Genomic DNA, 26,208 nt, shown 5'->3' with positions numbered 1-26,208 from the left:
TGCGCGTTTCCTATCGGAAACGTCGGAAACGGTGTATGGGGAATCATCCACAGCCCGTAGAAACCGATCATGACCGAACCACTGCGCCTCCATTACGCCCCCGACAACGCCTCGCTGGTGATCCGGCTGGTTCTGGAAGAGATGGGCTTGCCCTATGAAACGGTGCTGATCGACCGGTCAGTCCGCGAACAGGACAGCGCCAGCTATCGCAAGCTCAACCCCAACGGGCTGATCCCGGTGCTGGAGACGCCGCAGGGGCCGATCTTTGAGACTGCGGCGATCCTGCTCTGGCTCGCGGACACATATGGTCAGATGGCACCTGCGGTGGATGACCCTGAGCGGGGGCCATTCCTGAAATGGCTCTTCTTTGCCTCCAACACCCTGCATGCCGATATGCGCGTCCTGTTCTATCCACATGTCTATATCGACCCCACACAGGCCGAGGTGCTGCGCGCCGGTATCCGGCCCCGCCTGCGCCGTCATCTGCAGTTGCTGGACAATCAGGCGGCGGCAGCGCCAAGCTGGCTCTGTACCGAGCAGCCTTCGGTTCTGACCTATTACCTCGCCTGCATGATGCGCTGGATGGCGCTCTATCCCGCTGGCAGTGACTGCGGCTGGTTCGAACTGTCCGACACGCCATATCTACAACGCATCCTCAACAGGCTTGAGACGCGTGACGCCACACGCGCGGCAATCAGCGCCGAAGGGCTGGGGGCAACGCCCTTCTCCTCACCAACCCATCCCACGCCGCCGCAAGGGAGCGCGACCTGAATGTTTCTTTCGATCTTCGACATGTTCAAAGTGGGCGTCGGCCCGTCCTCGTCCCACACGATGGGACCGATGGTGGCAGCCGCGCGGTTTCTGGACCTGATGCGAGCCTCTCCGTTCGAGTTTCACGGGGTGCGCGGATCGCTGCACGGTTCGCTGGCCTTCACCGGCGTGGGTCATGCCACTGATCGCGCCACCATCCTGGGCTTGGCCGGGTTCAGCCCCGATAGCTATGACCATGACAAGGCCGAGGCGGAGCTGGCACGGATCAACGCAGACAAGACCGTGCAGCCCGACAGCCTGCCCAAGCTGCGCTTTGATCCGAAGCAGGATCTGCTCTTCGACTATGACCAGACCCTCCCCGGCCACGCCAATGGCATGGTGCTGATGGCAACGGACGCACAGGGCGACGTGATCCTGCGGCAGGTCTATTACTCGATCGGTGGGGGGTTCGTGTTGACCGAAGAGGAACTGGCCAGCGGCAAGGCCACCGAAGAGGGCGCCCCCGTCCCCTACCCGTTCAAATCCGCCGCCGAGATGCTGGAGATGGCAAGCGCATCGGGCAAAAGCATCGCCGCGATGAAGCGCGGCAACGAGATCGCGCGCGGTTGCGAAATGTCGTTGAAGACCGGCACCACGCGGATCTGGGAGGTAATGAATGCCTGTATCGAACGCGGGCTGCACACTGATGGCATTCTGCCCGGCGGTCTCAGCGTGCGCCGCCGGGCCAAGGGCATCCATGACGCCCTGCAGGCCGAACGCGGCATGAACCTGAGCGCGCCGCACACGATCAACGACTGGATGAGCGTCTATGCAATGGCGGTGAACGAGGAAAACGCCGCAGGCGGTCAGGTCGTCACCGCGCCCACCAATGGCGCGGCGGGCGTGCTGCCCGCAGTGCTGCGCTATTACCTCGACCACGTGCCCGGCGCGGCCCCGAGCCATGTCGAGGATTTCTTGCTGACCGCCGCCGCCATTGGCGGGCTGGTGAAATACAACGCCTCGATCTCGGGCGCCGAAGCCGGGTGTCAGGCCGAGGTGGGCAGCGCCTCGGCCATGGCTGCTGCCGGTCTGTGCGCGGTGATGGGCGGCACGCCCGAGCAGGTTGAAAACGCCGCCGAGATCGCGCTGGAGCATCATCTGGGCATGACCTGTGATCCAATCAAAGGGCTGGTGCAGGTGCCCTGCATCGAACGCAACGGGCTGGGCGCGATCAAGGCGGTCAGCGCCGCCTCGCTGGCGCTGCGCGGAGATGGCAAGCATCTGGTGCCGCTGGATGCGGTGATCGAAACCATGCGTCAGACCGGGCAGGACATGCATGAGAAATACAAGGAAACTTCGCTGGGCGGTCTGGCCGTGAACGTGCCGAACTGCTGAGCGGGCGCCCATTTCCGCGCGCGGTGAAAGCTTGTTAAACGTCGGGTTACCACCCTCATCGGCAGGACCAGCGCGGGCATGGCCATGTGCGCAGCACGCCCGGTGCGGAACTTGGCGAACTCATCCCGGCTTTGCCCGCGCCAACATTAATGTTGCCCCAGCGGACCTCGTCATTGAAGGTTGCCCAGGCAGACCCGCAGCGGTTTCGTCTTTCCCCGTGTCGGGTGACCGGTTAGCGTCGCGCCATGACACAGGATCGCCCGGTTCTCGGCATTACGTTGATGCTTGCCTTTTGCGTGATTGCCCCGATGGGTGACGCGATCGCGAAACTGTTGTCGGACAGTCTTCCGATCAGTCAGCTGGTATTGGTCCGTTTTGTCATTCAGGCAATCATTCTGGTACCAATCGTCTGGCTGACCCGGCGGCCCTGGCGCATGCGCAGGCTCTTCTGGATGCTGGCGGCCTTGCGCACGCTGCTGCATATCCTGGGGATCAGCGCGATGTTCACCGCTCTGAAATTCCTGCCACTGGCAGACGCCGTTGCCATCGCCTTTGTGATGCCTTTCATCATGCTGCTGCTGGGAAAGCTCTTTCTGCAGGAGGAGGTCGGCAGGCGGCGCCTGATTGCCTGTAGTGTCGGGTTTGCGGGGACCCTGATGGTGGTTCAGCCCAGCTTTGTTGCCGTTGGCTGGAACGCGCTCTGGCCACTGGCTGTCGCGGTGATTTTTGCCTTTTTCATGCTGGTGACCCGTCAATTGGCGAAAGACACCGATCCCATCTCGCTGCAAGCCGTGTCGGGCGTGATGGCGACGCTGGTTCTGATCCCGGCCCTGCTGCTGGGCGATGCCATCGGTCTGCATGATCTGACAGTGACCTTCCCTGAGTGGTGGGACGTCTGGCTGCTGCTCTCAATCGGCATTCTGGGCACGTTGGCACATCTGTTTATGACGTGGTCGCTGCGCTTTGCACCCTCGGCAACACTGGCACCGATGCAATATCTCGAAATACCTATGGCCACGCTGCTGGGCTGGCTGATCTTCCAGGACCTGCCAAACGGTTTGTCAAGCCTTGGTATCGCAATCACCATCGGTGCAGGGCTCTATGTCATCCTGCGCGAGCGGGCCATCGCGCGCGATCCGGGGCTAGAAACGCCTGCCTGACCTGCCCGAATGCGGCGCGCGGAACCATCACGATCATACCCGGATTGTCGAAGCGCAGATGCACCGGACCAGTGACCTCATTCGAGGTTCCAACCGGCCCGCCGGGTGCAAATGCGATCCCGTCAATGGGCCAGCGCAACCCGTCAGAGCGTCCCATTACCGGCGCCAATGGAAACAGTGACACGGTGGCGCCCGAATCCAGCGTCAACCGGATCTCGGGCGGCGCATGGAAGATCACTTCGCACGCGCCGATCAGAATGCAAGGCGATGTTTTCCGCCTGACCAAAGTGTTTAGGACGGCAAGTTGATGGTCCACGCGACCGCCCAGAAACCCGGCAGCCTGAACAAGGGGGGCCGAGATATGGCGCAGCGCCTTGTCGAAATCGGTGCTGTCCTGTTCACGTATCGGAAACAGGCGACCGGCGGGGATTCGCGCCGCTGTTTCCGCGGCCAGCGAATCGAAATCACCGATCACCGCATCCGGCATATGCCCGTGATCAAGCGCGGCCCGCGCCCCGCCATCCGCCGCGACAAGCGCCGTGCTGTCCTTGCGCGCCAGATCGATATCGCTCGCATCAATCTGCCCGCCCCCAATCAGGGCAACCACACCAGATCGGGAAACAATATCTGTTTTTTTGCTCATATTGTTTCCCAAATTGGAAGTTGGCCACATTCTGGCCACGAAATGATACTTTCATTTGCACAGATTCGGGCCGAAATTGACGCTACGCCGATGGTAAACGGGTAGCCACAAGTATGTGGAGGGCGAGCAACCCATGGTACAGAATAACAAAGTCTTGACGGTTTCTTACGGGACCTTCTCCTGCACTCTGGAAGGGTTCGACGACTCGTTTGACACCATGAAGGCCATCGCGGAGTATTTCCGCGATCTTGCCTCGGATGACCGTTATTTCGGGGCCGAGCCTCCGCAGCCCGATGCCGACATGCTTGCCCGCATTGCCCAGCGCGAAGTCTCGCGCCAGGTCGAGGCGCGCACCGAGCAGACGCATATCGTGCTGCGTGCGGCCGAACCCGAAGCGGAACCTGTCGCACCGATACCGCAATCCGAAGCCCCGCCGCAGGCGCAAGCAACACCCGCGCCGCAACCAGACCCCATTACGCCCCCTGCCGCTGCGCACACACCGCCCGAGCCTGCGCGCCACGAGACTGCTGCGCCTGCACCGGTCGAAAACACCGCCCCTACGACACCCATAATGCACCCCGAGCCCACAGAGCAGCCCATCCCAGTGGCTGAGCCTGTCGCGCAGACCGAAATCGTACCCGCCGCAGACAGCATCGCTGCCAAGCTCAAGCGCATTCGCGAGGTTGTCTCGAACGCAGATGAGGGACCTGCCGGCCTGAGCTATTCCGAAGACGAACACGCGGAAGACACCACTCCCAAAGCTGTCGCCAAAGAGGCGGCTGCGAACCTTTCGGAAGCCTTCGAGGAAGACGCACCTTCGCTAGAAGCCTTCATGTCGCAGAACGCCGAGACAGCAGATTCCGACTATGAGGAAGTCGAGGAGCCCGCCGCGCTGAAAGCCGCCAACGTCAAGGCGCTGTTTGATGATGCCGAGGACGACGCCGAGGATGACAACGCGCTGTTCGGAGATCTGGATGACGAGGATGGCGACGATATTCCGGTCGAGGACGACTTGCCGAACATCTTGATGGGCAATGACGGCCCCGAAAAGGTCGACTCCACCCCGGTCCATGTTCTCAGGACCAGCCCTGAAATGCCCGAGTCGCACACCGATGCCGCATCCGGCGAACCCGACTTTGCCTCCGCCCTCTCGCCCGATGACGAAGCCGACCTGTTGCGCGAGTTGACCGCAGTCGAGGCCGAGTTGAAGGCAGCTGCGGGGGAACCCGTCGAGGACGAAGAAGAGACGCTATCCAACGCGATCGCGCCGCGCGACGAGGCCCCCGAGACGGCCCACTCGGAGCACGCGACCCTGTCGCCGGTCACCCAGGAAGGCGCCGATGACGATCTGTCGCGCCTGATGGCCGCAGCCGATGAGCGGCTGGACAATCCAGAGGCCTCGACCAGCCGGGACACTTACTCGCACCTGCGCGCCGCGGTTGCTGCCGCCGAGGCGGAGCGGGCGGAGAATGACACGTCGAAGCTGCCGGAGCAGACGGAAGAACCCGATCAGATCTCCGACGATCTGACCCATGTCGTGCGCCCACGCCGGCCGGTTGTGACCGCTAGCGCGCCGCGCCCCCGCGCAACCAACGACCGCCCCGCCCCGCTGAAACTGGTGGCCGAGCAACGTGTCGATCTGGCGAGCGAGACCAACAACGGCGGCCCCGTCCTGCCCCGCCGCATCGCCAGTGTCACCGGCCAAGAGAATGACGGGGAAAACAGCGGTTTCGCAGAATATGCCTCGGAAAACGGCGCCGTTTCGCTGCCTGATCTGCTTGAGGCCGCCGCTGCCTATATGTCTTTCGTCGAAGGTCGCGAGCAGTTTTCGCGCCCGCAACTGATGAACAAGGTGCGCCAGCTCGACAATCAGGAGTTCAACCGCGAGGACGGTCTGCGCTCGTTCGGCCAATTGCTGCGCGACGGCAAGATCGAGAAGACCAGCGGCGGTCACTTCACCGCTTCAGGAGAGATAGGGTTCCGTCCGGACAATCGCGCCGCAGGCTGAACGCCCTCATTTGTAACTGATTGAAAACGGGCCATTACGGCCCTTTTTTTATGCGCGGACGTAGCCTGTTGGCGCAATTATGCCGCACCTGTAAAGCCGCCCCTTGCCGCAGCGCAGCATAGCCCCCATCTAAAATCGGAAACTTCGTCAGACAGATCCCTTATCAGAGGTAGAAGTCGATGCCGGATACAACGATACGTCAATTGCGATCCTTCGATCAGGACCAGATTGAGTCTCATTTTCAAAGACTAAGCACCGAAAGCCTGATTTCTCGGTTCAGCGGCGAAGTCTCCGCCAAATATGTGCAGACCTACGTGTCCAAAATTCTCAGCGATGACGCCTATGTCTATGGCGCGTTTCCCGACGGCGAGTTGCGTGGTCTTGGCGAATTACGCCGGATTGCGGACAGTTCACCCGTCGCTTACGAGGCAGCCCTGACCGTCGAACCGGACTGGCAGCATCGCGGGGTAGGAGATGCCCTGCTGTCGCGACTGATCACTGCCGCGCGCAACCGCGGCATCCGGGAACTTCATATGCTCTGCCTGGCCAGCAACCAGAAAATGCAGAGCCTGGCGCGCAAACACGAAGCGGAGCTCAGGAGCATGCCGGGTCAGGTCGAGGCCACCCTCACCACACCCTGGCCGTCACCGCTTTCGCTGACCGAGGAGATTGCCGGAGAATGCGACGCACTTGTCCGTGCCATCCTGCACTGGCCTGCACAAAGTAAGGATTATACTCCGAAACCAAGGGCTTGAAATCAAAACTTGAACCCGACCGCCACGTAGGGGCCGGTCAGGGTCAGGTCGACGACTTCGCTGCCGCGCTCGAAGTCCACCTTCAGGTGGCGATATCCTCCGGCCAGATCCACGCGGTCGGTCCAGGCCCAGTTCAGCTCGGCCAGTGCTTCCCACTGGAAATGCGAGCCGACATCGAAGCCGCCGATATTGGCCATCCCGGTCGCGCGCAGCCGGTCGTTGATCTGCTGGCTGTAGCGCACGCCGATCAACGGGTCGGTCCAGTTGACATTGGCTGACGCGGTGCGGCCCGCCACCGTTGTGTCGATATCCAGATCCCAGTTCCGGACTGCTGCCAGCGCCTCGATGCGGGTATTTTCGTGGTCGTAGACAGCATAGGCCGCGCCCAGCGTTGCCATGGTGCCTTTCAAATCCCAACTGGCAAAATTGTCTAAGCCCGCAACGGGGACGTTGTCTCCGAGGTTGAGATAATTGAACTCACCACCGATGGACCATCGCCCTTTGCGCGCCTCGCCCGCGATCAGAAACGCCCCATCGAGGATATCGAAAATCGAGGTGCTGCTATTTACCGGCGGGTTGGGGCCAATATTCAGCGAGGTCTCAAGGGTTGGCCCCCAGATATAGGGCGTGATGCGATACTCCCAGCGCTCGGCCCGGGCGGCACTCGCCAGGGAGGCCGCCAGCAGCACACCCGCAACGATCAGACTGCCTGATTTCATCCTCTGGTCCCGCCACTTTCTCAGCGCTCGTGTCACGAGCGGTGTTTCAGTTGAGGACAGGCTGACATAGACATCACGGCCGAGCAATCGGGGCCGTTATTTTTTCGTGCTGTCGGGGTCTTCCTGCCCCACCCCGCGAAAGATGAACTTGAAAGGCAGCGCCCAAAGCAGGCCAAGCCCCACATAGATCACCAGCTCCAGCCAGAGCGGCGGGCGATCAAGCAGGTTTAGAACCGTCACCACCGCTACGATATAGATCGGCAGCCCCAGCAGCAGGATCACCAGCGCCCAGCGCCGCCTTGCCTTGTAGCTCAGCGCCATCAGTCGGCAAACGGGTCGGTCACCAGAATGGTGTCGTCCCGCTCCGGGCTGGTGGACAAGAGCGCCACCGGGCAGTCGATCAGTTCCTCGACCCGGCGCACATATTTGATGGCGTTTGCGGGCAGATCGGCCCAGCTGCGCGCGCCTTCGGTGGATTCGCTCCAGCCCGGCATCTCTTCGTAGATGGGGGTGCAGCGGGCCTGGGCGTCGGCGGCGGTGGGCAGATAATCCACACCTTCGCCGTCCAGCTCATAACCGGTGCAGATCTTCAGGGTCTCGAAGCCATCCAGAACATCCAGCTTGGTCAGCGAAATGCCGTTGACGCCGCTGGTCGCGCAGGTCTGGCGCACCAGACAGGCATCGAACCAGCCGCAGCGGCGTTTGCGCCCGGTGGTGGTGCCAAACTCATGGCCGCGCTCGCCCAGCCTTTGACCATCAGCATCCTCCAACTCGCTCGGGAACGGACCTTCTCCGACACGGGTGGTATAGGCTTTGACGATACCCAGCACGAAATCGATCGAACCGGGGCCGATGCCAACGCCGGTCGCGGCCTGTCCAGCGATCACGTTGGAGGAGGTCACAAACGGATAGGTGCCGAAATCAATATCCAGCAGCGCGCCCTGCGCCCCTTCGAAGAGGATTCGCTTACCCGCCTTGCGCTTTTCGTTCAGCACCTTCCAGACAGGAGCTGCGAACGGCAGGATCTGGGGCGCGATCTCTTTCAGTTGAGCGATCAGCGCATCCCGATCAATAGGTTCAAGACCTAGCCCGTTGCGTAGCGCGTTGTGGTGCACCAGCGCCCGATCCACCCGCAACGCCAGCGTTGCATCATCGGCCAGATCGGCGACGCGGATAACCCGGCGCCCGACCTTGTCCTCATAACAAGGCCCGATCCCGCGCCCGGTCGTCCCGATCTTGGCGACCGAGTTCTGATTTTCGCGCGCCCGATCCAATTCACCGTGGAAGGGCAGGATTAAAGGTGTGTTTTCGGCAATCATCAACGACTCGGGCGTGATATCAACACCCTGCGCCCGGATCGTCGCCATCTCTTTCATCAGATGCCAGGGGTCCAGCACCACGCCATTGCCGATCACACTCAGCTTGCCACCGCGCACCACGCCCGAGGGCAGCGCGTGCAGTTTGTAAACCGCACCATCGATGACCAGCGTATGACCGGCATTGTGCCCGCCCTGAAAGCGCGCGATCACGTCAGCGCGTTCGCTGAGCCAATCCACGATCTTGCCTTTACCTTCGTCACCCCATTGGGCGCCGACAACCACGACATTGGCCATTGCAGGTCCTTTTGCTGCGAAGAATGAAAACCCGCGCCGGTATAGCGCCGGGATCGCCCGGGCGAAACACCAAATTCGCCGCGGGGGAAGCTGCAATGGGCCAGAGCCGAACTTTGTGGCTTAAGGGCCATGGCGGAGGATCAGAGATGAAGAAATCAGAGACCGATTTCCAGAAGTTCTATTTCGAAAAAGTTGCCATGGGCGAGGGCTGCGGCTGCGCCGAACGCATCATCGACGTGCACGAGTTCAATCGACTGGCCGGATCAAGACCCCGACCAAGACTGCGCCTGCCTCACCTCAGCCGAGCTGGATTCAGGCGATTCCTGCAAAAGGCGGGGCTGACCTCGCGACCCAAAACAGCCCGTGCGCTCCGTTCTCCCGATCGAGCGAACGTCAAGTGAGGCATTAACGCAGGCGTCCCGAGCGATCGAGACACCACACTATCACCAACCCAAGGGCCGGGAAGAGTATGGTGCGCCCGACGTCAACGAAACTGGCCTGCCACCGCCAATACCCAAGGGACCGCAGATCGTCGAACCGGTCCAAGCCCTCCATGGCTATTCCCAGCAACAGGGCGCAAAGAAAAGCAATCACAAATGGTCGCAGACGCACGCCATGTCTGGATACGAAGACTGCGATCAGCAGGAACAGCAAACCTATCAGCAAATGCAGAATGTCCCGTTCCCAAGGTACGTATTCTGCAAGCCAAAGCTTGAAGGACTGATATGCGGATGACTCCGTTGACATCTGGCCTTCGCAAGCCTCCGCCGTAAAACAAATCGATCTTCAGGATCGCATATTATTCCGACAGCCGAACAGATTCGCCATGCGGCGTTTCCAGATAGGCGCTTTCCCAGGCCTTGCGCATCTGCTCTCGCTCCGAACTCTCCGCTTCGCCGCCTTCGGCCAGCAGGTCCTCAAGCGTCTCAAGCCAGGCGTTGAAGTAATCGGCGCCACCGTTCAATTCCCGCTCAAGCCCGTGCCGTTTCAGCGTGGCCGAGAATCGCGCCGCCCAATCCGGCCAATCGAAGTGGCCTGTCTCATTCAGATGCACGGTCAGCGCGAAAAGCTGGGCATGCCACGGTTCTTCGAAGATGGGTTCGGGGGCTGTGCTGCTCATACCGGCTCCAGATAGCTTTGCCACAGATCCAGAACCACCTCGTCATCGGGGTGTTCCGGCGCGGCCCAGAGCTGGTCCGCGTGAAAGACCACCGCATAGAGCGGTTCCGGTGCTTCGCCCAGACCATGCGCATTGCTGTCCGGCAACACATGCGTCCCATGCAGACGCAGGATGTAGCCCTGTGCACCCTGCGCGTAGATGGGCAATCGTGTATGCCCTCCGCCAACCAAGCGATTTGCGGCAGGATGCAGGGTGCGCACGGCCTGACCGGCGGCGAAACGCGGTTCGATCGGGCTGGGCCGGTCCGCCGGGCCGCCACTTGCCAGGACACCGGCAACCGCATCGGCGCGCAGGGCCTTGGCGGCCAGTTCATGCAGCTCTGACGCATCAGCGCCGCTGAGATCCGCCTCGCTCAGCACCCCGGTTTTCACCAGCAGGTCAGCCAGCGCCGCCAGCCACTTCTCATAATAGGTGAATCGGGCATAGTCCGCAGGCGAGAGACACTCACGCGCATGGCGCGAAACGTCGATGTTCCATTTGCCCAGCGAGCCGCAGGCCAGCGTCACGGCCAGCGCCCGCGCATGCCAGTCCTCGGCAAAGACCGGCGCGTCCTCGGGGTCTGGCACAACCGGGCCATCACCGAAACGCCCGCCCATGTCATGCACGCGGGTCATGCCGCGGCCTCTGGCATGCGCACCAAGCCGGTTCCGATCATGCTGTCGCGAGTGACCAGTGCAGCCAGTGCCTCTTCGGACAGACCTTCACTGCCCTCGGGCCGCATGGGCAGCACCAGATAGCGGATTTCGGCGGTTGAATCCCAGACTCGCACCGATGTCTCTTGCGGCAGGATAACGCCGAATTCACCCAGCACCTTGCGCGGCTCGCGCACCGCCCGCGCGCGGTAGGCGTCGGACTTGTACCACCCCGGCGGAATGCCCAGCAATGGCCACGGATAACAACTGCACAAGGTGCAAACGACCATGTTGTGCTGGTTGGGCGTGTTTTCGACCACCACCATATGTTCGCCCTGACGGCCATAAAATCCCAGATCGGACACAACGCTGGTGGCATCCTCAAGCAGTGCGGCCTTGAAATCCGGATCGCTCCAAGCGCGGGCCACCACCTGCGCGCCGTTCTTGGGGCCGATGCGATTCTGGTAGGTGTCGATGATCTCGTCCAGGGCGGCGGGATCGATCAGCCCCTTTCGGGTCAGGATCGTCTCAAGCGCCTTGACGCGCAGCGCTGGATCGGACGGCAAAAGGGCGTGCGGGTGGTCGGAATGGTCATGCGGCATAGAAGGCAGAGTGCGACCCCCGGCCTGCCCCTGTCCAGTGCCTTTCTCGTGATGGCGCCTATCATCGTTTCTGATGGCATTCCTCCCTTGCCCCTGCCCGCAAACTTGCATACATACCGCGCGATACACGGCCCAAGCTGCTCAGGATTTCCGATGGAAAACGTCGTCCTCATCATTCACCTTCTTCTGGCCCTCGGGCTGATTGCCGTTGTGCTGATGCAACGGTCCGAAGGGGGTGGTCTGGGCATGGGCGGCGGTGGCGGCGGCGCGATGACCGGCCGCGCTGCGGCAACGGCCCTGGGCAAAGTGACCTGGGTTCTGGCGATTGCCTTCATCATCACCTCGATCACCCTGACGATCATCGCGGCAAAGAACGCCTCGGGCAGCTCAGTTGTTGACCGGCTGGGCGTAACGGCCCCTGCCACAAGCGATGAGGGCAGCACTGATCTGCCCGCAGGCCATGACCTGCTGCCACCAGGCATCGGGGACAGCGGCCCGCTGACGCCGACCGCCGAATAATCTACAACACCTTGCCGTCGAGGAAAGAACCGCAACAGCATCTTGCGGTTCCCTTGCGCAATGCGCGCGAATCCTTTATTAGTGAAGTCCCGTGATGCAGCGGTTTTTCAGCGGACCGTCGGGCATACGAATCTTGAATTCTCACGGGGTAGACCAACACTCATGGCGCGTTTCATCTTCATCACGGGCGGGGTCGTTTCCTCGTTGGGCAAAGGTCTTGCATCGGCAGCTCTGGGCGCGCTGCTGCAGGCGCGCGGCTTCTCAGTAAGGCTGCGCAAGCTCGACCCTTACCTGAATGTCGATCCCGGCACGATGTCGCCCTTTGAGCATGGTGAGGTGTTCGTGACCGATGACGGCGCCGAGACCGATCTGGACCTGGGCCATTACGAGCGTTTCACCGGGGTTGCCGCACGCAAGACGGACTCGGTCAGTTCCGGTCGTATCTATTCCAACGTGCTGGAAAAGGAACGGCGCGGCGATTACCTGGGCAAAACCATTCAGGTCATTCCCCACGTCACAAACGAGATCAAGGACTTCATCGCCATCGGTGAGGATGAGGTCGATTTCATGCTGTGCGAGATCGGCGGCACCGTGGGCGATATCGAAGGGCTGCCGTTTTTCGAGGCCATCCGCCAGTTCAGCCAGGACAAGCCGCGCGGGCAGTGCATCTTCATGCACCTGACCCTGCTGCCCTTTATCAAGGCCAGCGGCGAGTTGAAGACCAAACCGACCCAGCACTCGGTCAAGGAATTGCGCTCGATCGGATTGGCGCCCGATATTCTGGTCTGTCGCTCCGAGGGGCCGATCCCGACCAAGGAACGCGAAAAACTGGCGCTGTTCTGTAACGTGCGGCCCGATAGCGTGATCGCGGCGCAGGACCTCAGCACGATCTATGACGCGCCGCTGGCCTATCATGCCGAAGGGCTGGATCAGGCGGTTCTGGATGCGTTCCAGATCAGTCCGGCCCCGAAACCCGATCTGGCCAAATGGGAAGATGTCAGCGACCGTATCCACCATGCCGAAGGTCAGGTGAACGTGGCCATTGTCGGCAAATACACCCAGCTTGAGGATGCCTATAAGTCGATCGCCGAGGCGCTGACCCATGGCGGCATGGCTAATCGCGTCAAGGTGAAGGTCGAATGGGTCGATGCCGAAGTGTTCGATGGCGAGGACGCGGCCCCGCATCTGGAAGGCTTCCACGCCATCCTGGTACCCGGCGGCTTTGGCGAGCGCGGCACCGAAGGCAAGATCAAGGCCGCGCAATATGCGCGCGAGAACAACGTGCCCTATCTGGGCATTTGCCTGGGCATGCAGATGGCAGTGATCGAAGCGGCGCGTAATGTCGCCGGGATCGCCAAGGCGGGGTCTGAGGAATTCGACCACGAAGCGGGTCAGAAACGGTTCGAACCGGTGGTCTATCACCTCAAGGAATGGGTGCAGGGCAACCACAAGGTCGAACGCAAGGTGGGTGACGACAAGGGCGGCACCATGCGTCTGGGGGCCTATGATGCGACACTCGGCGACGGATCGCTGGTGGCCTCGGTCTATGGCTCCACCGCAATCGAGGAACGCCATCGCCACCGCTACGAGGTGGACATCAAGTATCGTGACAAGCTGGAAAAGGCGGGGCTGAAGTTTTCGGGCATGTCCCCCGATGGCCGCCTGCCCGAGATCGTCGAATGGTCGGATCACCCGTGGTTCATAGGCGTGCAGTTCCACCCCGAGCTGAAATCGAAACCGTTCGAGCCGCACCCGCTTTTCGCTGATTTCGTGCGCGCCGCCAAGGAAAGCTCGCGGCTGGTCTGACGCAACTGGGGCGCTCAGCCGCCCCAGGTGTCGCGCAGCACACGCATCCAGTTCGACCAGCAGATCCGCTCGATCCGCTCGGCCGTGTAGCCGTGGCGCTCCATGGCTGCGATCAGCGTCGGCAGGTTTTCGGCCCCGCTCAGCCAAAGCGGCGGGGTGCAGCCGTCGAAATCGGACCCCAGCGCCACGCCCTCTTCACCCAGCGCGCCCAGCAGATGATCGAGATGCGCCATCACCGCCGCCTCGGGGATATCCGGTTTGGGCTGCCCGTCGGGACGCAGGAAGGTGCTTTCGAAGTTCAGGCCCGCCACACCGCCACTCTGCGCGATCAGCGCCAGTTGCGCGTCGGTCAGGTTGCGGGCATGCGGGCAGACCGCATGGGCGTTTGAGTGGGTCGCCACAAGCGGAGCGTTGCTGATCGCCGCCACATCCCGCACGCCCGCCATATTGAGGTGGCTGAGGTCGATCATCACCCGCATCTCGTTACATTTCTCGACCAGCGCATGACCCGCCGCCGTCAGCCCCGGCCCGGTATCGCCATCAGAGGGGTAGCGAAACGGCACGCCGTAGCCGAATCGATTCGGCCTGCTCCAGACCAGGCCAAGCGAGCGCAGGCCCAGATCATAAAGCATATCCAGTTCCTGCAGGCTGTCGCTGATCGGTTCAGCGCCTTCCAGATGCAGGATCGCTGCTATCTTACCCTGTCGTCGCGCGGCCTCGATATCCGCCATGGAACAACATACGTTAAGCGCCCCAAGGCGCTGCAATTCAAGCAGAATATCCGCCTGGGTGCGGGCTACGCGCCAGGCGTCGCCCTGTGCGATCTCAACAGGCAGCGGCAGGTCATACGCTCCGTCGATGCTTGCGAAATCCATCGCGCCGGGCGAGGCAACCCAGATGGCGAAAAACCCGCCTCCGAAGCCACCCGCAGCGGCGCGCGCGGCATCCAGATGCCCGGACATGCCGGACAGGAACGTGGCTGCCGCAGTGACTCCCCCTGCATCGAACAGGTCGGTCAGAACGTCATTATGCCCATCAAATATCAACATGAGCGCACCCTGTTCGAAATCGCGCGCGGGAACAAGCGGCCCCCCGCGCGATAGGCAACATGTGGATGAATTCGCCCAAGGCGTAGTTCGCGCTTGGCGGCTCGCGTTTTCCGCGATAATTTTCGCCCATGTTGAAAAAGTTCTTCCAGGCGTTTCGCCCGACCGAGCCCGCGCCCCTGCCTGATCCGGATGCCGAACTGGCCCTGGGGGCGCTGCTGGTGCGGGTGGCACAATCCGACCGGGATTATCAGGTCGAAGAGATCAGCCTGATCGACCGCATTCTGGCCCGGCTTTATCAGCATAACGCGATCGAGGCGGCCAAAGTGCGCGCCACCTGCGAAAAGCTGCATGCCGCCGCGCCGGACACCGACACGTTCGGCAAGCTGATCCGCGAGACCACCGGCCTGACCGAACGGCTCGCCGCGATCGAGGCGCTGTGGGAAGTCGTGCTGGCCGATGGCGAGCAGAAGGAAGGCGAACTGAAAATCGTGGAAGAGGCCCGCATCGCCATGGGGCTCAGCTATAATGACAGCCAGGCTGCGCGCCGTCGCGTGATGGATCGCGTTGCACAAGCCCTTGGCTGATCCGCTTGGGGCTTCTATATCTGTCTCATGTTCAAGGATTTCCTCTCCCGCCTGACCCAGGAGGCGCCCGATCCGCTGGCCGAACCTGACGCCCGTCTGGCCCTGACCGCGCTGCTGGTCCGGATCGCACGTTCCGACAACGACTATGCCGATGCCGAGATTCGCCGCATCGACAAAATTATCGAGGCGCGCTACGGGCTCAGCCCGTTTGAGGCGGCGCATCTGCGCGGCCAGGCCGAAACGCTGGAATCTGAGGCCCCCGATACGGTGCGCTTCACCCGCGCCATCAAGGAGGCGGTACCCTACGACCACCGCAAGGCCGTGCTCGAAGCAGCCTGGTCGGTGGTGCTGGCCGATGGCGAACGCAGCGAAGAAGAGGATTCGCTGCTGCGACTGATTGCGAGCCTGTTGGGCGTAAACGACGTCGACTCGGCGATGGCCCGACACAAAGCCGCACGCAGTTAATACCCGCTCTTGCGTGGTGGTCACCAGCTTTGGCGGGCGATTAAGAATGCGCCGATTTCAAGCTTACCGATGGTCAATTCGGCGCATATTGGCGCTGTTTTTGCGTTTTGCGCATTGCAATGCGCCAGTTTTTGCGACGTAGTAACGCACTAACAATTCACAACATCCGGACCAATCGTGTCAGACAGTGCGCCCGTCATCCAGATCAGGAACCTGCATAAGAGCTTTGGCCAGCTCGAAGTGCTCAAAGGGGTGGATGTCACAGCGCATCGTGGCGACGTTGTCTCGCTGATCGGATCGTCGGGGTCGGGAAAATCCACGCTTCTGCGCTGCTGCAACCTGCTGGAACACAGCCAGGAGGGCGAGATTCTGTTCAAGGATGAGCCAGTGCGCTGGCACGGCCATGGGCACCACCGCCACCCGGCCGATCCCAAACAGGTGCTGCGCATCCGCACCAATCTGAGCATGGTGTTCCAGCAGTTCAATCTGTGGGCCCACATGACCATCCTGCAAAACGTGATGGAGGCGCCGGTGACCGTGCTGGGCCGCGACCGCCACGAGGTCGAGGAGAGTGCACGCAAATACCTTCACAAAGTTGGTATCGGCGACAAATGCGATGTCTACCCGGCGCAGCTATCGGGCGGCCAGCAGCAGCGCGCCGCCATCGCGCGGGGCTTGTGCATGGAGCCCGAGGCGCTGTTGTTTGACGAGCCGACCTCCGCGCTTGACCCCGAGCTTGAGCAGGAAGTGATCAAGGTGATCAAGGATCTGGCCGCCGAGGGCCGCACGATGATCATCGTCACCCATGACATGAAGATGGCCGCCGACATCTCCAGCCACGTGGTGTTCCTGCATCAAGGGCTGATCGAAGAAGAGGGCAGCCCGGAAAAACTGTTCGGCGCACCCAAATCCGAACGCTTGCGGGGCTTCCTTTCCGCCACGCAGGCTGCATAAATCAAAACACGACCTAATAAGGGGAGACCAATCATGAAAAAACTGATCCTGACGACAGCCGCACTGGCGCTGAGCGCTGGTATGGCGATGGCCGACACTGTGCGGATGGGCACCGAGGGCGCCTATCCTCCGTATAACTTCATCAATGATGCGGGCGAGGTTGACGGGTTCGAGCGCGAAGTGGGCGATGAGCTGTGCAAGCGCGCCGGGCTGACCTGCGAATGGGTCAAGAATGACTGGGATTCGATCATTCCGAATCTGGTCTCGGGCAACTACGACACCATCATCGCCGGCATGTCGATCACACCCGAGCGGGATGAGGTCATCGACTTTACCCAGGACTACTTCCCGCCAGCGGCCTCGGCCTATGTCGCGGCAAGCGCCGATGCGGACATCATGGATGTGGTCTCTGCTCAGACCGCGACCCTGCAGGCCGGTTTTGTCGCCGATAGCGGTGCGACCCTGGTTGAATTCGCGACTCCCGAAGAAACCATCGCCGCTGTCCGCAACGGCGAAGCCTCGGCGGTCTTTGCCGACAAGGACTTCCTCGTGCCGATCGTCGAGGAATCCAATGGCGAGCTGATGTTTGTTGGCGAAGATGTCGCGCTGGGGTCCGGGATCGGCGTCGGTGTGCGGGAATCGGATGCTGAGCTTAAGGGCAAGCTCGACAACGCGATCACCTCGATGAAGGCAGATGGCTCACTGACCGCGCTGATCAAGAAATGGTTCGGCGACGACGCTGTTCACTACGGCGAGGACGGCTCTGTCGTCACCAACTAAGACATTGCTCCCCGGGTTCGGCGCTCTGCGTGCCGGACCCGTCCCGGAGGTTTCCGACAGGTCTGCTCCGGTCTTTGAAAGCTGACACATGTTTTCCTACTGCGCCGATCCTGACGCTCTTGGCACGTTTCGCTGGTTTTCCTGCTATCTGACCAACGGCGTGCACATGTCCTTCTACCTGTCCTTCGTGAAGGTGCTGGCCCTGCTGGCGATCACAGCCCCGGTCGCGCTGAGCTTCGGCTTTGCCGGCGCGATGGCGGCGCGGTCACATGTCCTTCCGGTCAGTTGGCTGGGCAAAGGCTATATCGCCATCGTGCGCGGTGTACCTGATATCGCCTTTTTCCTGTTTTTCGTGATTGCGCTGGATCAGGGCTTTGAATGGATGCGCCATCAGATTCTGTGCCCCGAATGGACCGATCCGGTGCGGCAAGGCAATGATTTCCTCGTCTGCTCGAACGCAAAGCTGCCGCTGGGGTCCGCCCCGGAATGGGTGCATCAAACCTATAGTTTCTTTCTGGCGGTGATCACCTTCTCGATCGTCTTCGGCGCTTTTGCCGCAAATGTGCTTTATGGTGGCATGCGCGCGGTGCCCCATGCCCAGCTTGAGACCGCCGAGGCCTATGGCATGTCACGCCGCCAGACCTTCTGGCGGGTGCTGGTGCCGCAGATGTGGGTCTATGCCCTGCCCGGCCTCAGCAATCTGTGGCTGGTGCTGATCAAGGCCACGCCACTGCTGTTCCTTCTGGGCATCGAAGATATCGTTTACTGGGCGCGCGAGCTGGGCGGCACCAAGACCTCGCGGTTCACCGACTATCCCCATCCCGACTGGCGCATGTGGTATTTCCTGTTCCTGTTGATCTTTTATCTGGGCTTCACTCGGGTGTCAGAGATCGTTCTGGAAAAGCTGATGGTGCGGCTGAGCCACGGGCAGGCGACCACAGGCGGTGAGGCATTGCGCAAGCAGGTGACGGCATGAAGGACTGTATCCAGACCATTCAGGATTACGGGCTGCGCTCAATTGGTATTGGCGAGAAACGCCTGCCGACCTCGGATTTCACCCTGTGTGAGCAGTTCACCCTGATCGGCTCGGGCATGGTGTGGAACATCTATTTCGGGATCATGGCACTGGTCACCGGATTCCTGCTGGCCACCGCACTGGCAGTGGGCAAATCCTCGAAGAAGCGCATGATCCGCAAACCGGCGGAATGGTTCATCTTTCTGTTCCGCGGCTCGCCCCTCTTTATCCAGTTCTTCTTTGCCTATTTCCTGTTCCTGTCGCTGAAGAAGTCCTACCCGATGTTTGACGCCTTCACCTCGGCCTGGCTGGGCGCGTTGATCGTGCTGTTCCTGAACACCGCTGCCTATTCGGGTGAGATTTTCTACGGCGCGCTGCGGTCGATCCCCAAGGGCGATGTCGAGGCTGCTGATGCCTATGGCCTGAGCGGCTGGGCACGGTTCCGCCGGGTGATCTGGCCCACCATGCTGCGGCTGGCCTGGCCTGCTTACACGAATGAGGCGATCTTTCTGTTCCAAGCCACGACGCTGGTCTTCTTCTCGGCCTTCCCGGCTTGGCGGCAGGAGGGCGATGCGCTCTATTATGCCAGCTATTTCGCGGACAAGACCTTCAACCCGTTCATCCCCTACCCGATCCTGGCCTTCTATTTCATCCTGTTCACGCTGTTCATCGTCTGGGGGTTCGGGCGGATCAACACCCGGCTGAACCGGCACCTGCCGCAGGCCCAGAAGAAAAAGCTGCGGCTGCGGCTGAATCTGGCGCGCTGAAGGACCTCGCATGGATCTGACAGAGCTGCGCCATTTCCGCGTCGCGACCTGCGATCTGAACGGTCAGATGCGCGGCAAATGGGTGCCCGGCGCTTACGGGGCCAAGCTGGAGAGCGGTGCGCTGCGGATGCCGCTATCGGCGGCGAATGTCGATCTCTGGGGGGCCGATATCGCTGACAGCCCGCTGCTGTTCAAAACCGGTGATGCCGATGGCATCCTGCGCCCTACCGAGCGCGGCGTCGTGCCCGCGCCTTGGGCACAGGCAGAGACTGCGCTGGTCCCGATGGTGCTGCATAATGAGGACGGTACAGCCTTTGACGGGGACCCGCGCCATGCGCTGGCCCGGGTATTGGATCGTTACGCCGCGCGCAGCTGGACAGTTCTGGCCGCCACCGAGCTGGAATTCACCCTGGTTGATGCCAGTGGCGACAGCTTGCGCCCGCCGCTCAACCCGCTGACCGGCCAGCGGCTGGAACACCCTGCGGTGTTATCCCTGGCCGAGATGGACGGGTTCGAGGGGTTCTTCAACGATCTCTACGACGCCTGCGCGGCAATGGATATTCCAGCACAGGCGGGGATATCGGAAAGCGGCATCGGCCAGTTCGAGGTCAACCTGACCCATCAGTACGCAATGCGCTGCGCCGACGATACGTGGCTGTTCAAGACGCTGGCGCGGGGGTTGGCGCGCAAGCACGGCTTTGCCGCCAGCTTCATGGCCAAACCCTATGCCGAGGATGCGGGCAACGGGATGCATGTGCATTTCTCGGTTCTGGATCGCGACGGGCGCAATATCTTCGATGATGGCAGCGCTGAGGGCACCGACACGCTGCGCCATGCGGTGGCGGGTTGCTTGGCGGCAGCCCCGGCCTCAAACCTGATCTTCGCACCGCATGGCAATTCCTATGACCGGTTGGTGCCCGGTGCACATGCGCCCACCGGCCTCTGCTGGGCCTATGAGAACCGCACCGCCGCCATCCGCATCCCCGGCGGTCCCCCCGCCGCGCGCCGGATCGAACATCGCGTGGCCGGGGCCGATATCAACCCCTACCTGCTGCTCTCGGCCTTGCTGGGGGCCGCGCTGACCGGAATCGAAGATCAGACCTCACCCCTCGCGCCCATCTCGGGCAACGCCTATGAAATCGATGGGCTGCCGCAGCTTTGCACCTCGCTTGAGGTTGCCGTGACCCTGTTTGAACGCGACCCGCTGATCGCAAGGGTTTTCAAGCCGGACCTGATCCGCAACCTGTGCCTGACCAAGCGGCAGGAGATTGCGGGTTTTGCTACCCGCCCGCCTGAAACCCATTGGCGCAGCTATGTGGAATGCGTCTGATCCCTTGCCAGCAAATTGACGCTCCACTACCGTCGGGCCAATCTCAATCGGTGACTTATGAAAATCGGACTACTGCAGGCAGGGCATCTGGCTGATAGCATTGTCGAAACCCATGGCGACTATGACCGGCTCTACCCCGCTCTTCTGAAAAATCAGGGCTTTGACTTTGTCTCTTACCCCGTGGTCGACGGTGTTTTTCCCGACGGGCCCGGCGACGCGGATGGCTGGCTGATCTCGGGCTCGCGGCATGGGGCCTATGAGGATCACGCCTGGATACCGCCACTGGAAGCGCTGATCCGCGACATCCATGACAAAGGCGTGCCGCTGGTCGGCATCTGTTTCGGCCACCAGATCATCGCACAGGCTTTGGGCGGTACGGTCGAAAAATTCGAAGGCGGCTGGGCGGTTGGCCCCACGGATTACACCGAGGGAGAGGACACGCTCACACTGAATGCCTGGCATCAGGATCAGGTTACGCGCCGCCCCGATGCCGCCCGCCTGACCGCCAGCAATGCCTTCTGCGAAAATGCCATGCTGACCTATGGCGACCACATCTGGACCATTCAGGCCCATCCCGAGTTCGAAAACGCATTCGTCCACGATCTGATGGCGGCACGCGGGCGCGGCATCGTGCCCGACCCGATCCTGGACGCCGCCGAAGCACGGCTGTCCGACCCCATCGACAACGACATAATAGCGCGGCGGATTGGCGCCTTCTTTCGTGCAGCGAGGACCTCATGAGCGACTGGATCAAGACCCTGCCCGACGCCGCGCGCGCCTATCTGGACGGGCGCAGGCTGGACGAGGTGGAATGCATCATCTCGGACCTGCCCGGCATCGCGCGCGGCAAGGCGGTACCCGCCTCGAAATTCGCACGCCAGGACTATTTCCATCTGCCCGACAGCATCTTTTACCAGACCATCACCGGCGACTGGGGTGAGGCTGCCGACGAGGACGGGTTTATCGAAAAAGACATGATCCTGAAACCGGACATGTCCACCGCCACCGCCGCCCCCTGGACCGGCGACTGGACGTTGCAGGTGATCCATGACGCCTATGACCGCGACGGCAACGCGATCCCGTTCAGCCCGCGCAATGTGCTCAAACGCGTGGTCGAGATGTACCACAAGAAGGGGTGGAAACCGGTCGTCGCGCCCGAGATGGAGTTCTTTCTGGTCGCCCGCAACCTCGACCCCGCCCATGAAATCAAGCCGATGATGGGCCGCTCGGGCCGCCCCGCTGCCGCGCGCCAGGCCTATTCGATGACGGCAGTGGACGAGTTCGGGCCGGTCATCGACGATATCTATGATTTCGCCGAGGCACAGGGCTTCGAGATCGACGGCATCACCCAGGAAGGCGGCGCGGGACAGTTGGAGATCAACCTGCGCCATGGCAACCCGGTCAAGCTGGCCGACGAGGTGTTCTATTTCAAACGCTTGATCCGCGAGGCAGCGCTGCGCCATGACTGCTTTGCCACCTTCATGGCCAAGCCGATTGCCAACGAGCCCGGATCAGCCATGCACATCCATCACTCGCTGATCGATATGGAAACCGGCAACAACGTCTTTTCGGGGCCGCAAGGTGGCGAGACGGATGCTTTTTATCACTTCATCGCGGGGTTGCAGACCCATCTGCCCGCCGCGCTGGCGGTGATGGCGCCTTATGTGAACTCCTACCGTCGCTACGTGAAGGATCAGGCCGCGCCGATCAACCTGGAATGGGCGCGCGACAACCGCACCACCGGCATCCGCGTGCCTCTGTCGGGGCCGGAAAGTCGGCGGGTGGAAAACCGTATCGCCGGGATGGATTGCAACCCCTATCTGGGCATCGCGGTTTCCTTGGCCTGTGGCTATCTGGGGCTGACCCAGCAGGAACGCCCCAGACGCCAGTTCTATGGCGATGCCTATGAGGGTGACGGTGATATTCCGCAGGTGATGGGACAGGCTCTGGACCTGTTCGATCAGGCCGAGGCGCTGCATCAGGTGCTGGGTCCAGATTTTGCCCGGGTCTATGGCATCGTGAAACGGTCGGAATACGAAGAGTTCCTACAGGTCATCTCGCCCTGGGAACGGGAACATCTGCTGCTGAACGTCTGAAGTGCCCAGCCTGCCCTCTGTGAAAGATTGGTGAAATTTCGCCGCCTCGCCGCGAAGGGTCTTGGCACGACTCTGCATTAGTTTTATGTTTTCGAAAAGATAGATTAAGCAAGGCCAAATCTGATGCAGGCTCCCAACGTCCACGAAGCTGAACCCATTCCCGCAGCGGCCCGCGACGCGATCGACGCGCTTTTGCACTCGGGCGACCTGTTCCGCTATACCGCCCCGCAAGACGCGCCAGTCTCCCTGCTTGAGGCGGAATTTGCCGAATTGCTAGGATCGAAATATGCGCTGGCGGTCTCCTCCTGCTCGGCGGCGCTGTTCCTGTCGCTCAAAGCGTTGGACTTGCCGCGTGATGCGCGGGTGCTGATCCCCGGCTTCACCTTTGCCGCCGTCCCCTCGTCGGTGGTGCATGCCGATTGCATTCCGGTGCTCTGCGAGGTTGGTGAGAATTATCGCATCGATATGGTCGACTTCGAGGCCAAGCTGGACAGCGTGCAGGCGGTGATCATCAGCCATATGCGGGGCCATACCTCGGACATGGATGCGATCATGGCGCTATGTAAGGCGCGCGACATCCCGGTGATCGAGGACGCGGCCCATTCGCTGGGCACCACGTGGCATGGCCGCAATATCGGCACCATTGGCAAGGTCGGCTGCTTCTCGTTCCAGTCCTACAAGATGATCAATGCGGGCGAAGGCGGTATCCTGATCACCGATGATGCCGATCTGATCGCGCGCGCCGTCATCATGTCAGGCGCCTATGAGCATAACTGGCAAAAGCACAAAGGCCCGCATGGCGAGAACACCCCCGATCTGGAACAGGCTTTTGCCCGCTGGCAGAACAAGCTGCCGCTTTATAACCTGCGGATGAGCAATCTGAGCGCGGTGGTGATCCGCCCGCAACTGCCGGAACTGGCGCGACGGGTGCGCGACGGTCTGACCAACCACGACTATGTGGCAGAGCAGTTGAACACCTCAACCCATATCGACGTGCCCGCGCCGCTGGCGCCGGAGAAACGCGCGCCGGATTCGATCCAGTTCAATCTGGTGGAGCTGGATGACAGCGAAACCCGCGCCTTTGCCGCAGCGGCCGCCGAGCGCGGGGTCAAGGTGCAGGTATTCGGGTTGAGCGAGGACAATGCTCGCGCCTTCTGGAACTGGCAGTTCCTGCCCGAACAGGTCGAGCTGCCGCAAACCCGTGCCATGCTGATGCGCGCTTGTGATGTGCGCCTGCCGGTTCGATTGACCCGTGACGAGCTTGACCTGATCGCAGGAATTCTGCTGGCCGCGATGGAGGATGCGACCGGTCCGGTGCGCGCCTACGGCACCTGATCGCGGGCGCGCGCCAGCCCACGCTGGAACAACTGGCTACCCAAAAAAACGCCACGCGCGCCGTCCGGTGTCGCACGGCCTTGTGACAGGATCCCCACCACTTCCGGCCCATCCGCGCCCTCCACCAGCAAGGGCGCGCCGGAATCGCCCTGCATGATCGGGCAATCCAGTATCGCAACCTCGCGCAACTGGCGCGGTGCCTGCGGTTCGCACGGTCCGGCGCGGCTCAGCACATGGGGGCGAAGGCCGGAATAGCCCGCCACGTTCAAGGCAGCGACGGCCCGCGCGGGATCGGCAATCGGCAGGCTGCCGAGTTGCTGCCCGATCGGGTCCTCAAGGATCAGCACCGCCCAATCGGCGATGGTCATCGGCGTAAAATCACGGCTCTGCACATCCTGGGCCGGGTCGGTCACATAATCCAGGACCTGCGACACCGCCTGCGCCTCGCCCCGCTGATACCCGGCGACAAAGCGGATGCTGCTGGGCGGTATCCAGCGTTTGCGGGCCCCGTTGTAAAGACAATGCGCCGCTGTCAGCACCAGCCGGTCGGCGACCAGAACCCCGGTGCAATGCTGTCGGATGTCGGTGCTGGCGAAATTCACCCGGCCAATGGCGCGCCACGGCGCGCTGGCCGCATCCAGCAATGGCCGTTCACGGATGGGCGCGCAATCCCTCGCCAAATCCGGTCCCAGCAGGCACAGGTTCTGGGCGTCGGCAAATCCGGTTGTGACGGCAAGCGCAAGTGCCCCTGCAAGCAGGCGCATCGCAGGCATGATCAGCTTAGCTTCGAAAGCTTGTTCTGAAGCTCGGCCAGTTGCTTCTTGATCTCGTCCAGATCCTCGCCCGAGGACTCCTCGGTCTCTTCGGCGTCCTGCGCCGGGCCGGACCAATTGCCCGACAATCCGCCGGTCATCGCCTTGAGGAAGGCCTGCTGCTGCGCCTTGAGCGCGTCAAAGCCGGGGATCTGCGCCATTGGATTCATGGCGTTCATGTTCTGCATCACCTTGGACTGGCTTTCACGCAGCATGTCGAACGAGCTTTGCAGGAATTGCGGCATCATCCCGCCGCCGGGCAGCATGTAGCTGCGCACGAGGTCATTCAGCACATTGACCGGCAGCACGTTCTCGCCCCTGCTTTCATGTTCGGCAATGATCTGGAGGAGGTATTGCCGGGTCAGGTCGTCACCGGATTTGAGATCGACAATCTGAACTTCGCGCCCATCGCGAATGAAACCTGCGATGTCTTCCAGCGTGACATAGTCGCTGGTTTCAGTGTTGTAGAGTCTGCGGCTGGCATACCGCTTGATCAGCAACGGCTTTTCCTGTTCGGCCACCCATATCCCTCCCCGGTATTGATGCGATGCAGCAAAAGACTATGCGAGCGCAGCAGAAAAGGGAAGTGCCCGTCTGAATACAAAAAGGGCAGGTCTTGCGACCTGCCCAGAGAAATTGCACCTAAATGGGAGGAAAGGGCGCAATTTTTCGTTAGCGATTACTTCGCGCCTGCTTTCTTGGCAGCGGCGGTCACGTCGTTGGTCGCTTTTTTGACGGCGGCGGTTGCATCTTCGGTGATGTCTTTGCCAGCAGCCATCAGCAGCTCGACGGTGTCCATCTGTACTTTTTTCGCAACTTCAGCGAAGGCGGCCAGGTTTTCAGCAGCAACTTCGGCCGAGGAGGAGGCGAAGTCGGTTGCGGCTTTGGCGTAGTCGGCCGGCTCTGCCTTGGCTTTGGAGTAGTCGCCCAGTTTGGCCAGGGTGTCTTTGGTCCACTTGCTGGAGATCTCTGCCGATTTTTCAGCAGCTTCCAGAGCAACACCCGACAGCTTTTCGCTCAGGTTGGTGGTGGTTTTGAAAGCGTCTTCGAACGCCGCGGTGTCAACCGGGAATGCGCCCATGGTGTCTTTGATGATAGTGGTGAAGTCTTGCGTCTTAGCCATTGTCTCAATCCTAATTGCCGGGTCCGGGCCCACCCCGAGTCCTTCGGCTTGAGACGAATATGAATGCTGCGGCGCAGCATTGCAAGATTTTTCTCGCTGCACCGCAGAATATTTTT

29 protein-coding genes are annotated in these 26,208 nt (G+C 61.5%); 18 read left to right on the top strand and 11 right to left on the bottom strand.

Features of this window, described 5'->3' with window-relative positions; translation table 11 throughout:
- The first annotated feature begins 69 nt into the window (after positions 1–69).
- The 3 genes from AB1E34_RS03965 (at position 70) to AB1E34_RS03955 (ending at position 3,305) form a co-directional block, all read left to right on the top strand.
- Positions 70–771, top strand: a complete 702-nt coding sequence (locus tag AB1E34_RS03965; protein ID WP_372571033.1) for a glutathione S-transferase family protein — start codon at positions 70–72, stop codon at positions 769–771.
- A complete protein-coding gene (locus AB1E34_RS03960) occupies positions 772–2,145 on the top strand; it encodes an L-serine ammonia-lyase (protein WP_372571032.1) in 1,374 nt (457 codons plus the stop codon). It begins immediately after the preceding gene.
- A gap of 245 nt (positions 2,146–2,390) precedes the next feature.
- Positions 2,391–3,305: a DMT family transporter gene (locus tag AB1E34_RS03955; protein ID WP_372571031.1), complete on the top strand. Its 915-nt coding sequence runs from the start codon at positions 2,391–2,393 to the stop codon at positions 3,303–3,305.
- Here AB1E34_RS03955 and AB1E34_RS03950 read toward each other — a convergent pair.
- Positions 3,250–3,948 carry a thiamine diphosphokinase gene (locus AB1E34_RS03950; protein WP_372571030.1) on the bottom strand — a complete coding sequence of 233 codons (699 nt, stop codon included), beginning with the start codon at positions 3,946–3,948 and terminating at the stop codon, positions 3,250–3,252. The genes AB1E34_RS03955 and AB1E34_RS03950 overlap by 56 nt on opposite strands.
- Positions 3,949–4,081: 133 nt before the next feature.
- Here AB1E34_RS03950 and AB1E34_RS03945 point away from each other — a divergent pair, with 133 nt between their 5' ends.
- Both AB1E34_RS03945 and AB1E34_RS03940 read left to right on the top strand, forming a co-directional pair.
- Positions 4,082–5,956, top strand: a complete 1,875-nt coding sequence (locus tag AB1E34_RS03945) for a hypothetical protein (RefSeq protein WP_372571029.1) — start codon at positions 4,082–4,084, stop codon at positions 5,954–5,956.
- Positions 5,957–6,135: 179 nt separating this feature from the next.
- Positions 6,136–6,711 (top strand): GNAT family N-acetyltransferase, encoded by a 576-nt coding sequence (locus AB1E34_RS03940; protein ID WP_372571028.1) that lies wholly within the window; start codon positions 6,136–6,138, stop codon positions 6,709–6,711.
- A 2-nt stretch (positions 6,712–6,713) separates the two neighbouring features.
- Here the strand turns inward: AB1E34_RS03940 and AB1E34_RS03935 are convergent, their stop codons facing one another.
- The 3 genes from AB1E34_RS03935 to AB1E34_RS03925 all read right to left on the bottom strand — a co-directional run bounded on the left by AB1E34_RS03935 (position 6,714) and on the right by AB1E34_RS03925 (position 9,043).
- Positions 6,714–7,430 (bottom strand): porin family protein, encoded by a 717-nt coding sequence (locus tag AB1E34_RS03935; RefSeq protein WP_372571027.1) that lies wholly within the window; start codon positions 7,428–7,430, stop codon positions 6,714–6,716.
- Positions 7,431–7,526: 96 nt separating this feature from the next.
- Positions 7,527–7,751 (bottom strand): DUF2842 domain-containing protein, encoded by a 225-nt coding sequence (locus AB1E34_RS03930; RefSeq protein WP_372571026.1) that lies wholly within the window; start codon positions 7,749–7,751, stop codon positions 7,527–7,529.
- A complete protein-coding gene (locus AB1E34_RS03925) occupies positions 7,751–9,043 on the bottom strand; it encodes an adenylosuccinate synthase (protein WP_372571025.1) in 1,293 nt (430 codons plus the stop codon). The genes AB1E34_RS03930 and AB1E34_RS03925 overlap by 1 nt, the downstream gene beginning before the upstream one ends.
- 146 nt (positions 9,044–9,189) lie before the next feature.
- On the opposite strand from AB1E34_RS03925, the gene AB1E34_RS03920 reads away from it, so the two are divergent.
- On the top strand, positions 9,190–9,444 hold the full coding sequence (locus AB1E34_RS03920; RefSeq protein WP_372571024.1) for a hypothetical protein: 255 nt from the start codon (positions 9,190–9,192) through the stop codon (positions 9,442–9,444).
- A 398-nt stretch (positions 9,445–9,842) separates the two neighbouring features.
- Here AB1E34_RS03920 and AB1E34_RS03915 read toward each other — a convergent pair whose 3' ends face one another.
- Genes AB1E34_RS03915 through nthA form a run of 3 tightly spaced genes read right to left on the bottom strand, consistent with a single transcriptional unit; the run spans position 9,843 to position 11,457 of the window.
- Positions 9,843–10,163 carry a nitrile hydratase accessory protein gene (locus AB1E34_RS03915; RefSeq protein WP_372571023.1) on the bottom strand — a complete coding sequence of 107 codons (321 nt, stop codon included), beginning with the start codon at positions 10,161–10,163 and terminating at the stop codon, positions 9,843–9,845.
- Entirely contained in the window at positions 10,160–10,837 is a 678-nt protein-coding gene (nthB, locus tag AB1E34_RS03910) for a nitrile hydratase subunit beta (RefSeq protein WP_372571022.1), read from the bottom strand. Before nthB ends, AB1E34_RS03915 begins: the two co-directional genes overlap by 4 nt.
- Positions 10,834–11,457, bottom strand: coding sequence for a nitrile hydratase subunit alpha (gene nthA / locus AB1E34_RS03905; protein ID WP_372571021.1), 624 nt, complete (start codon positions 11,455–11,457; stop codon positions 10,834–10,836). The genes nthB and nthA overlap by 4 nt, the downstream gene beginning before the upstream one ends.
- 153 nt (positions 11,458–11,610) lie before the next feature.
- Between nthA and secG the strand changes: the two genes are divergently transcribed.
- Positions 11,611–11,976 carry a preprotein translocase subunit SecG gene (secG, locus tag AB1E34_RS03900; RefSeq protein ID WP_372571020.1) on the top strand — a complete coding sequence of 122 codons (366 nt, stop codon included), beginning with the start codon at positions 11,611–11,613 and terminating at the stop codon, positions 11,974–11,976.
- 162 nt (positions 11,977–12,138) lie between these two features.
- Positions 12,139–13,782: a CTP synthase gene (gene pyrG / locus AB1E34_RS03895; RefSeq protein WP_372571019.1), complete on the top strand. Its 1,644-nt coding sequence runs from the start codon at positions 12,139–12,141 to the stop codon at positions 13,780–13,782.
- A 14-nt stretch (positions 13,783–13,796) separates the two neighbouring features.
- Here the strand turns inward: pyrG and AB1E34_RS03890 are convergent, their stop codons facing one another.
- Complete coding sequence (locus tag AB1E34_RS03890) at positions 13,797–14,831, bottom strand: dipeptidase (RefSeq protein WP_372571018.1); 1,035 nt, start codon at positions 14,829–14,831, stop codon at positions 13,797–13,799.
- A 128-nt stretch (positions 14,832–14,959) separates the two neighbouring features.
- Here AB1E34_RS03890 and AB1E34_RS03885 point away from each other — a divergent pair, with 128 nt between their 5' ends.
- The 10 genes from AB1E34_RS03885 (at position 14,960) to AB1E34_RS03840 (ending at position 24,157) form a co-directional block, all read left to right on the top strand.
- On the top strand, positions 14,960–15,415 hold the full coding sequence (locus tag AB1E34_RS03885) for a tellurite resistance TerB family protein (protein WP_372571017.1): 456 nt from the start codon (positions 14,960–14,962) through the stop codon (positions 15,413–15,415).
- 27 nt (positions 15,416–15,442) lie between these two features.
- Positions 15,443–15,880 (top strand): tellurite resistance TerB family protein, encoded by a 438-nt coding sequence (locus AB1E34_RS03880; RefSeq protein WP_372571016.1) that lies wholly within the window; start codon positions 15,443–15,445, stop codon positions 15,878–15,880.
- A 177-nt stretch (positions 15,881–16,057) separates the two neighbouring features.
- Positions 16,058–16,834: an ABC transporter ATP-binding protein gene (locus AB1E34_RS03875; RefSeq protein WP_372571015.1), complete on the top strand. Its 777-nt coding sequence runs from the start codon at positions 16,058–16,060 to the stop codon at positions 16,832–16,834.
- A gap of 33 nt (positions 16,835–16,867) precedes the next feature.
- Positions 16,868–17,614: a transporter substrate-binding domain-containing protein gene (locus AB1E34_RS03870; RefSeq protein ID WP_372571014.1), complete on the top strand. Its 747-nt coding sequence runs from the start codon at positions 16,868–16,870 to the stop codon at positions 17,612–17,614.
- A gap of 88 nt (positions 17,615–17,702) precedes the next feature.
- Positions 17,703–18,590, top strand: a complete 888-nt coding sequence (locus tag AB1E34_RS03865; RefSeq protein ID WP_372571013.1) for an ABC transporter permease — start codon at positions 17,703–17,705, stop codon at positions 18,588–18,590.
- Positions 18,587–19,396 (top strand): ABC transporter permease, encoded by an 810-nt coding sequence (locus tag AB1E34_RS03860; RefSeq protein ID WP_372571012.1) that lies wholly within the window; start codon positions 18,587–18,589, stop codon positions 19,394–19,396. The genes AB1E34_RS03865 and AB1E34_RS03860 overlap by 4 nt, the downstream gene beginning before the upstream one ends.
- A gap of 10 nt (positions 19,397–19,406) precedes the next feature.
- Entirely contained in the window at positions 19,407–20,726 is a 1,320-nt protein-coding gene (locus AB1E34_RS03855; protein ID WP_372571011.1) for a glutamine synthetase family protein, read from the top strand.
- Between the two features lie 57 nt (positions 20,727–20,783).
- Positions 20,784–21,467, top strand: a complete 684-nt coding sequence (locus AB1E34_RS03850) for a type 1 glutamine amidotransferase (protein ID WP_372571010.1) — start codon at positions 20,784–20,786, stop codon at positions 21,465–21,467.
- On the top strand, positions 21,464–22,822 hold the full coding sequence (locus AB1E34_RS03845) for a glutamine synthetase family protein (RefSeq protein WP_372571009.1): 1,359 nt from the start codon (positions 21,464–21,466) through the stop codon (positions 22,820–22,822). The genes AB1E34_RS03850 and AB1E34_RS03845 overlap by 4 nt, the downstream gene beginning before the upstream one ends.
- 120 nt (positions 22,823–22,942) lie before the next feature.
- Positions 22,943–24,157: a DegT/DnrJ/EryC1/StrS family aminotransferase gene (locus tag AB1E34_RS03840; protein ID WP_372571103.1), complete on the top strand. Its 1,215-nt coding sequence runs from the start codon at positions 22,943–22,945 to the stop codon at positions 24,155–24,157.
- On the opposite strand, the gene AB1E34_RS03835 is transcribed toward AB1E34_RS03840, so the two are convergent.
- The 3 genes from AB1E34_RS03835 to AB1E34_RS03825 all read right to left on the bottom strand — a co-directional run bounded on the left by AB1E34_RS03835 (position 24,145) and on the right by AB1E34_RS03825 (position 26,092).
- A complete protein-coding gene (locus AB1E34_RS03835) occupies positions 24,145–24,921 on the bottom strand; it encodes a trypsin-like serine peptidase (protein WP_372571008.1) in 777 nt (258 codons plus the stop codon). The two genes, AB1E34_RS03840 and AB1E34_RS03835, sit on opposite strands and share 13 nt — an antisense overlap.
- A gap of 11 nt (positions 24,922–24,932) precedes the next feature.
- The gene (phaR, locus tag AB1E34_RS03830) at positions 24,933–25,490 is read right to left on the bottom strand and encodes a polyhydroxyalkanoate synthesis repressor PhaR (protein ID WP_372571007.1); all 558 of its coding nucleotides are present in this window, start codon (positions 25,488–25,490) and stop codon (positions 24,933–24,935) included.
- Positions 25,491–25,648: 158 nt separating this feature from the next.
- Positions 25,649–26,092, bottom strand: coding sequence for a phasin, PhaP (locus AB1E34_RS03825; RefSeq protein WP_372571006.1), 444 nt, complete (start codon positions 26,090–26,092; stop codon positions 25,649–25,651).
- Positions 26,093–26,208: the final 116 nt, after the last annotated feature.

Origin of the sequence: Ruegeria jejuensis (assembly GCF_041537905.1) — a bacterium.
In the GTDB taxonomy this organism is placed as follows: Bacteria; Pseudomonadota; Alphaproteobacteria; order Rhodobacterales; family Rhodobacteraceae; genus Ruegeria_C.
This window is presented reverse-complemented; position numbering and strand designations above follow the sequence as displayed.

Bases quoted from the DNA above. Each gene is read 5' to 3' on its own strand.
- AB1E34_RS03945 (WP_372571029.1), top strand. From the start codon at position 4,082: ATGGTACAGAATAACAAAGTCTTGACGGTTTCTTACGGGACCTTCTCC.
- AB1E34_RS03915 (WP_372571023.1), bottom strand. From the start codon at position 10,163: ATGAGCAGCACAGCCCCCGAACCCATCTTCGAAGAACCGTGGCATGCC.
- AB1E34_RS03850 (WP_372571010.1), top strand. From the start codon at position 20,784: ATGAAAATCGGACTACTGCAGGCAGGGCATCTGGCTGATAGCATTGTC.
- nthA (WP_372571021.1), bottom strand. From the start codon at position 11,457: ATGCCGCATGACCATTCCGACCACCCGCACGCCCTTTTGCCGTCCGAT.
- AB1E34_RS03935 (WP_372571027.1), bottom strand. From the start codon at position 7,430: ATGAAATCAGGCAGTCTGATCGTTGCGGGTGTGCTGCTGGCGGCCTCC.
- nthB (WP_372571022.1), bottom strand. From the start codon at position 10,837: ATGACCCGCGTGCATGACATGGGCGGGCGTTTCGGTGATGGCCCGGTT.
- AB1E34_RS03965 (WP_372571033.1), top strand. From the start codon at position 70: ATGACCGAACCACTGCGCCTCCATTACGCCCCCGACAACGCCTCGCTG.
- pyrG (WP_372571019.1), top strand. From the start codon at position 12,139: ATGGCGCGTTTCATCTTCATCACGGGCGGGGTCGTTTCCTCGTTGGGC.
- AB1E34_RS03825 (WP_372571006.1), bottom strand. From the start codon at position 26,092: ATGGCTAAGACGCAAGACTTCACCACTATCATCAAAGACACCATGGGC.
- AB1E34_RS03860 (WP_372571012.1), top strand. From the start codon at position 18,587: ATGAAGGACTGTATCCAGACCATTCAGGATTACGGGCTGCGCTCAATT.
- AB1E34_RS03885 (WP_372571017.1), top strand. From the start codon at position 14,960: ATGTTGAAAAAGTTCTTCCAGGCGTTTCGCCCGACCGAGCCCGCGCCC.
- AB1E34_RS03890 (WP_372571018.1), bottom strand. From the start codon at position 14,831: ATGTTGATATTTGATGGGCATAATGACGTTCTGACCGACCTGTTCGAT.
- AB1E34_RS03940 (WP_372571028.1), top strand. From the start codon at position 6,136: ATGCCGGATACAACGATACGTCAATTGCGATCCTTCGATCAGGACCAG.
- AB1E34_RS03835 (WP_372571008.1), bottom strand. From the start codon at position 24,921: ATGCGCCTGCTTGCAGGGGCACTTGCGCTTGCCGTCACAACCGGATTT.
- AB1E34_RS03855 (WP_372571011.1), top strand. From the start codon at position 19,407: ATGGATCTGACAGAGCTGCGCCATTTCCGCGTCGCGACCTGCGATCTG.
- AB1E34_RS03950 (WP_372571030.1), bottom strand. From the start codon at position 3,948: ATGAGCAAAAAAACAGATATTGTTTCCCGATCTGGTGTGGTTGCCCTG.
- AB1E34_RS03865 (WP_372571013.1), top strand. From the start codon at position 17,703: ATGTTTTCCTACTGCGCCGATCCTGACGCTCTTGGCACGTTTCGCTGG.
- AB1E34_RS03870 (WP_372571014.1), top strand. From the start codon at position 16,868: ATGAAAAAACTGATCCTGACGACAGCCGCACTGGCGCTGAGCGCTGGT.
- AB1E34_RS03925 (WP_372571025.1), bottom strand. From the start codon at position 9,043: ATGGCCAATGTCGTGGTTGTCGGCGCCCAATGGGGTGACGAAGGTAAA.
- AB1E34_RS03960 (WP_372571032.1), top strand. From the start codon at position 772: ATGTTTCTTTCGATCTTCGACATGTTCAAAGTGGGCGTCGGCCCGTCC.
- AB1E34_RS03955 (WP_372571031.1), top strand. From the start codon at position 2,391: ATGACACAGGATCGCCCGGTTCTCGGCATTACGTTGATGCTTGCCTTT.
- AB1E34_RS03930 (WP_372571026.1), bottom strand. From the start codon at position 7,751: ATGGCGCTGAGCTACAAGGCAAGGCGGCGCTGGGCGCTGGTGATCCTG.
- AB1E34_RS03845 (WP_372571009.1), top strand. From the start codon at position 21,464: ATGAGCGACTGGATCAAGACCCTGCCCGACGCCGCGCGCGCCTATCTG.
- AB1E34_RS03880 (WP_372571016.1), top strand. From the start codon at position 15,443: ATGTTCAAGGATTTCCTCTCCCGCCTGACCCAGGAGGCGCCCGATCCG.
- secG (WP_372571020.1), top strand. From the start codon at position 11,611: ATGGAAAACGTCGTCCTCATCATTCACCTTCTTCTGGCCCTCGGGCTG.
- AB1E34_RS03920 (WP_372571024.1), top strand. From the start codon at position 9,190: ATGAAGAAATCAGAGACCGATTTCCAGAAGTTCTATTTCGAAAAAGTT.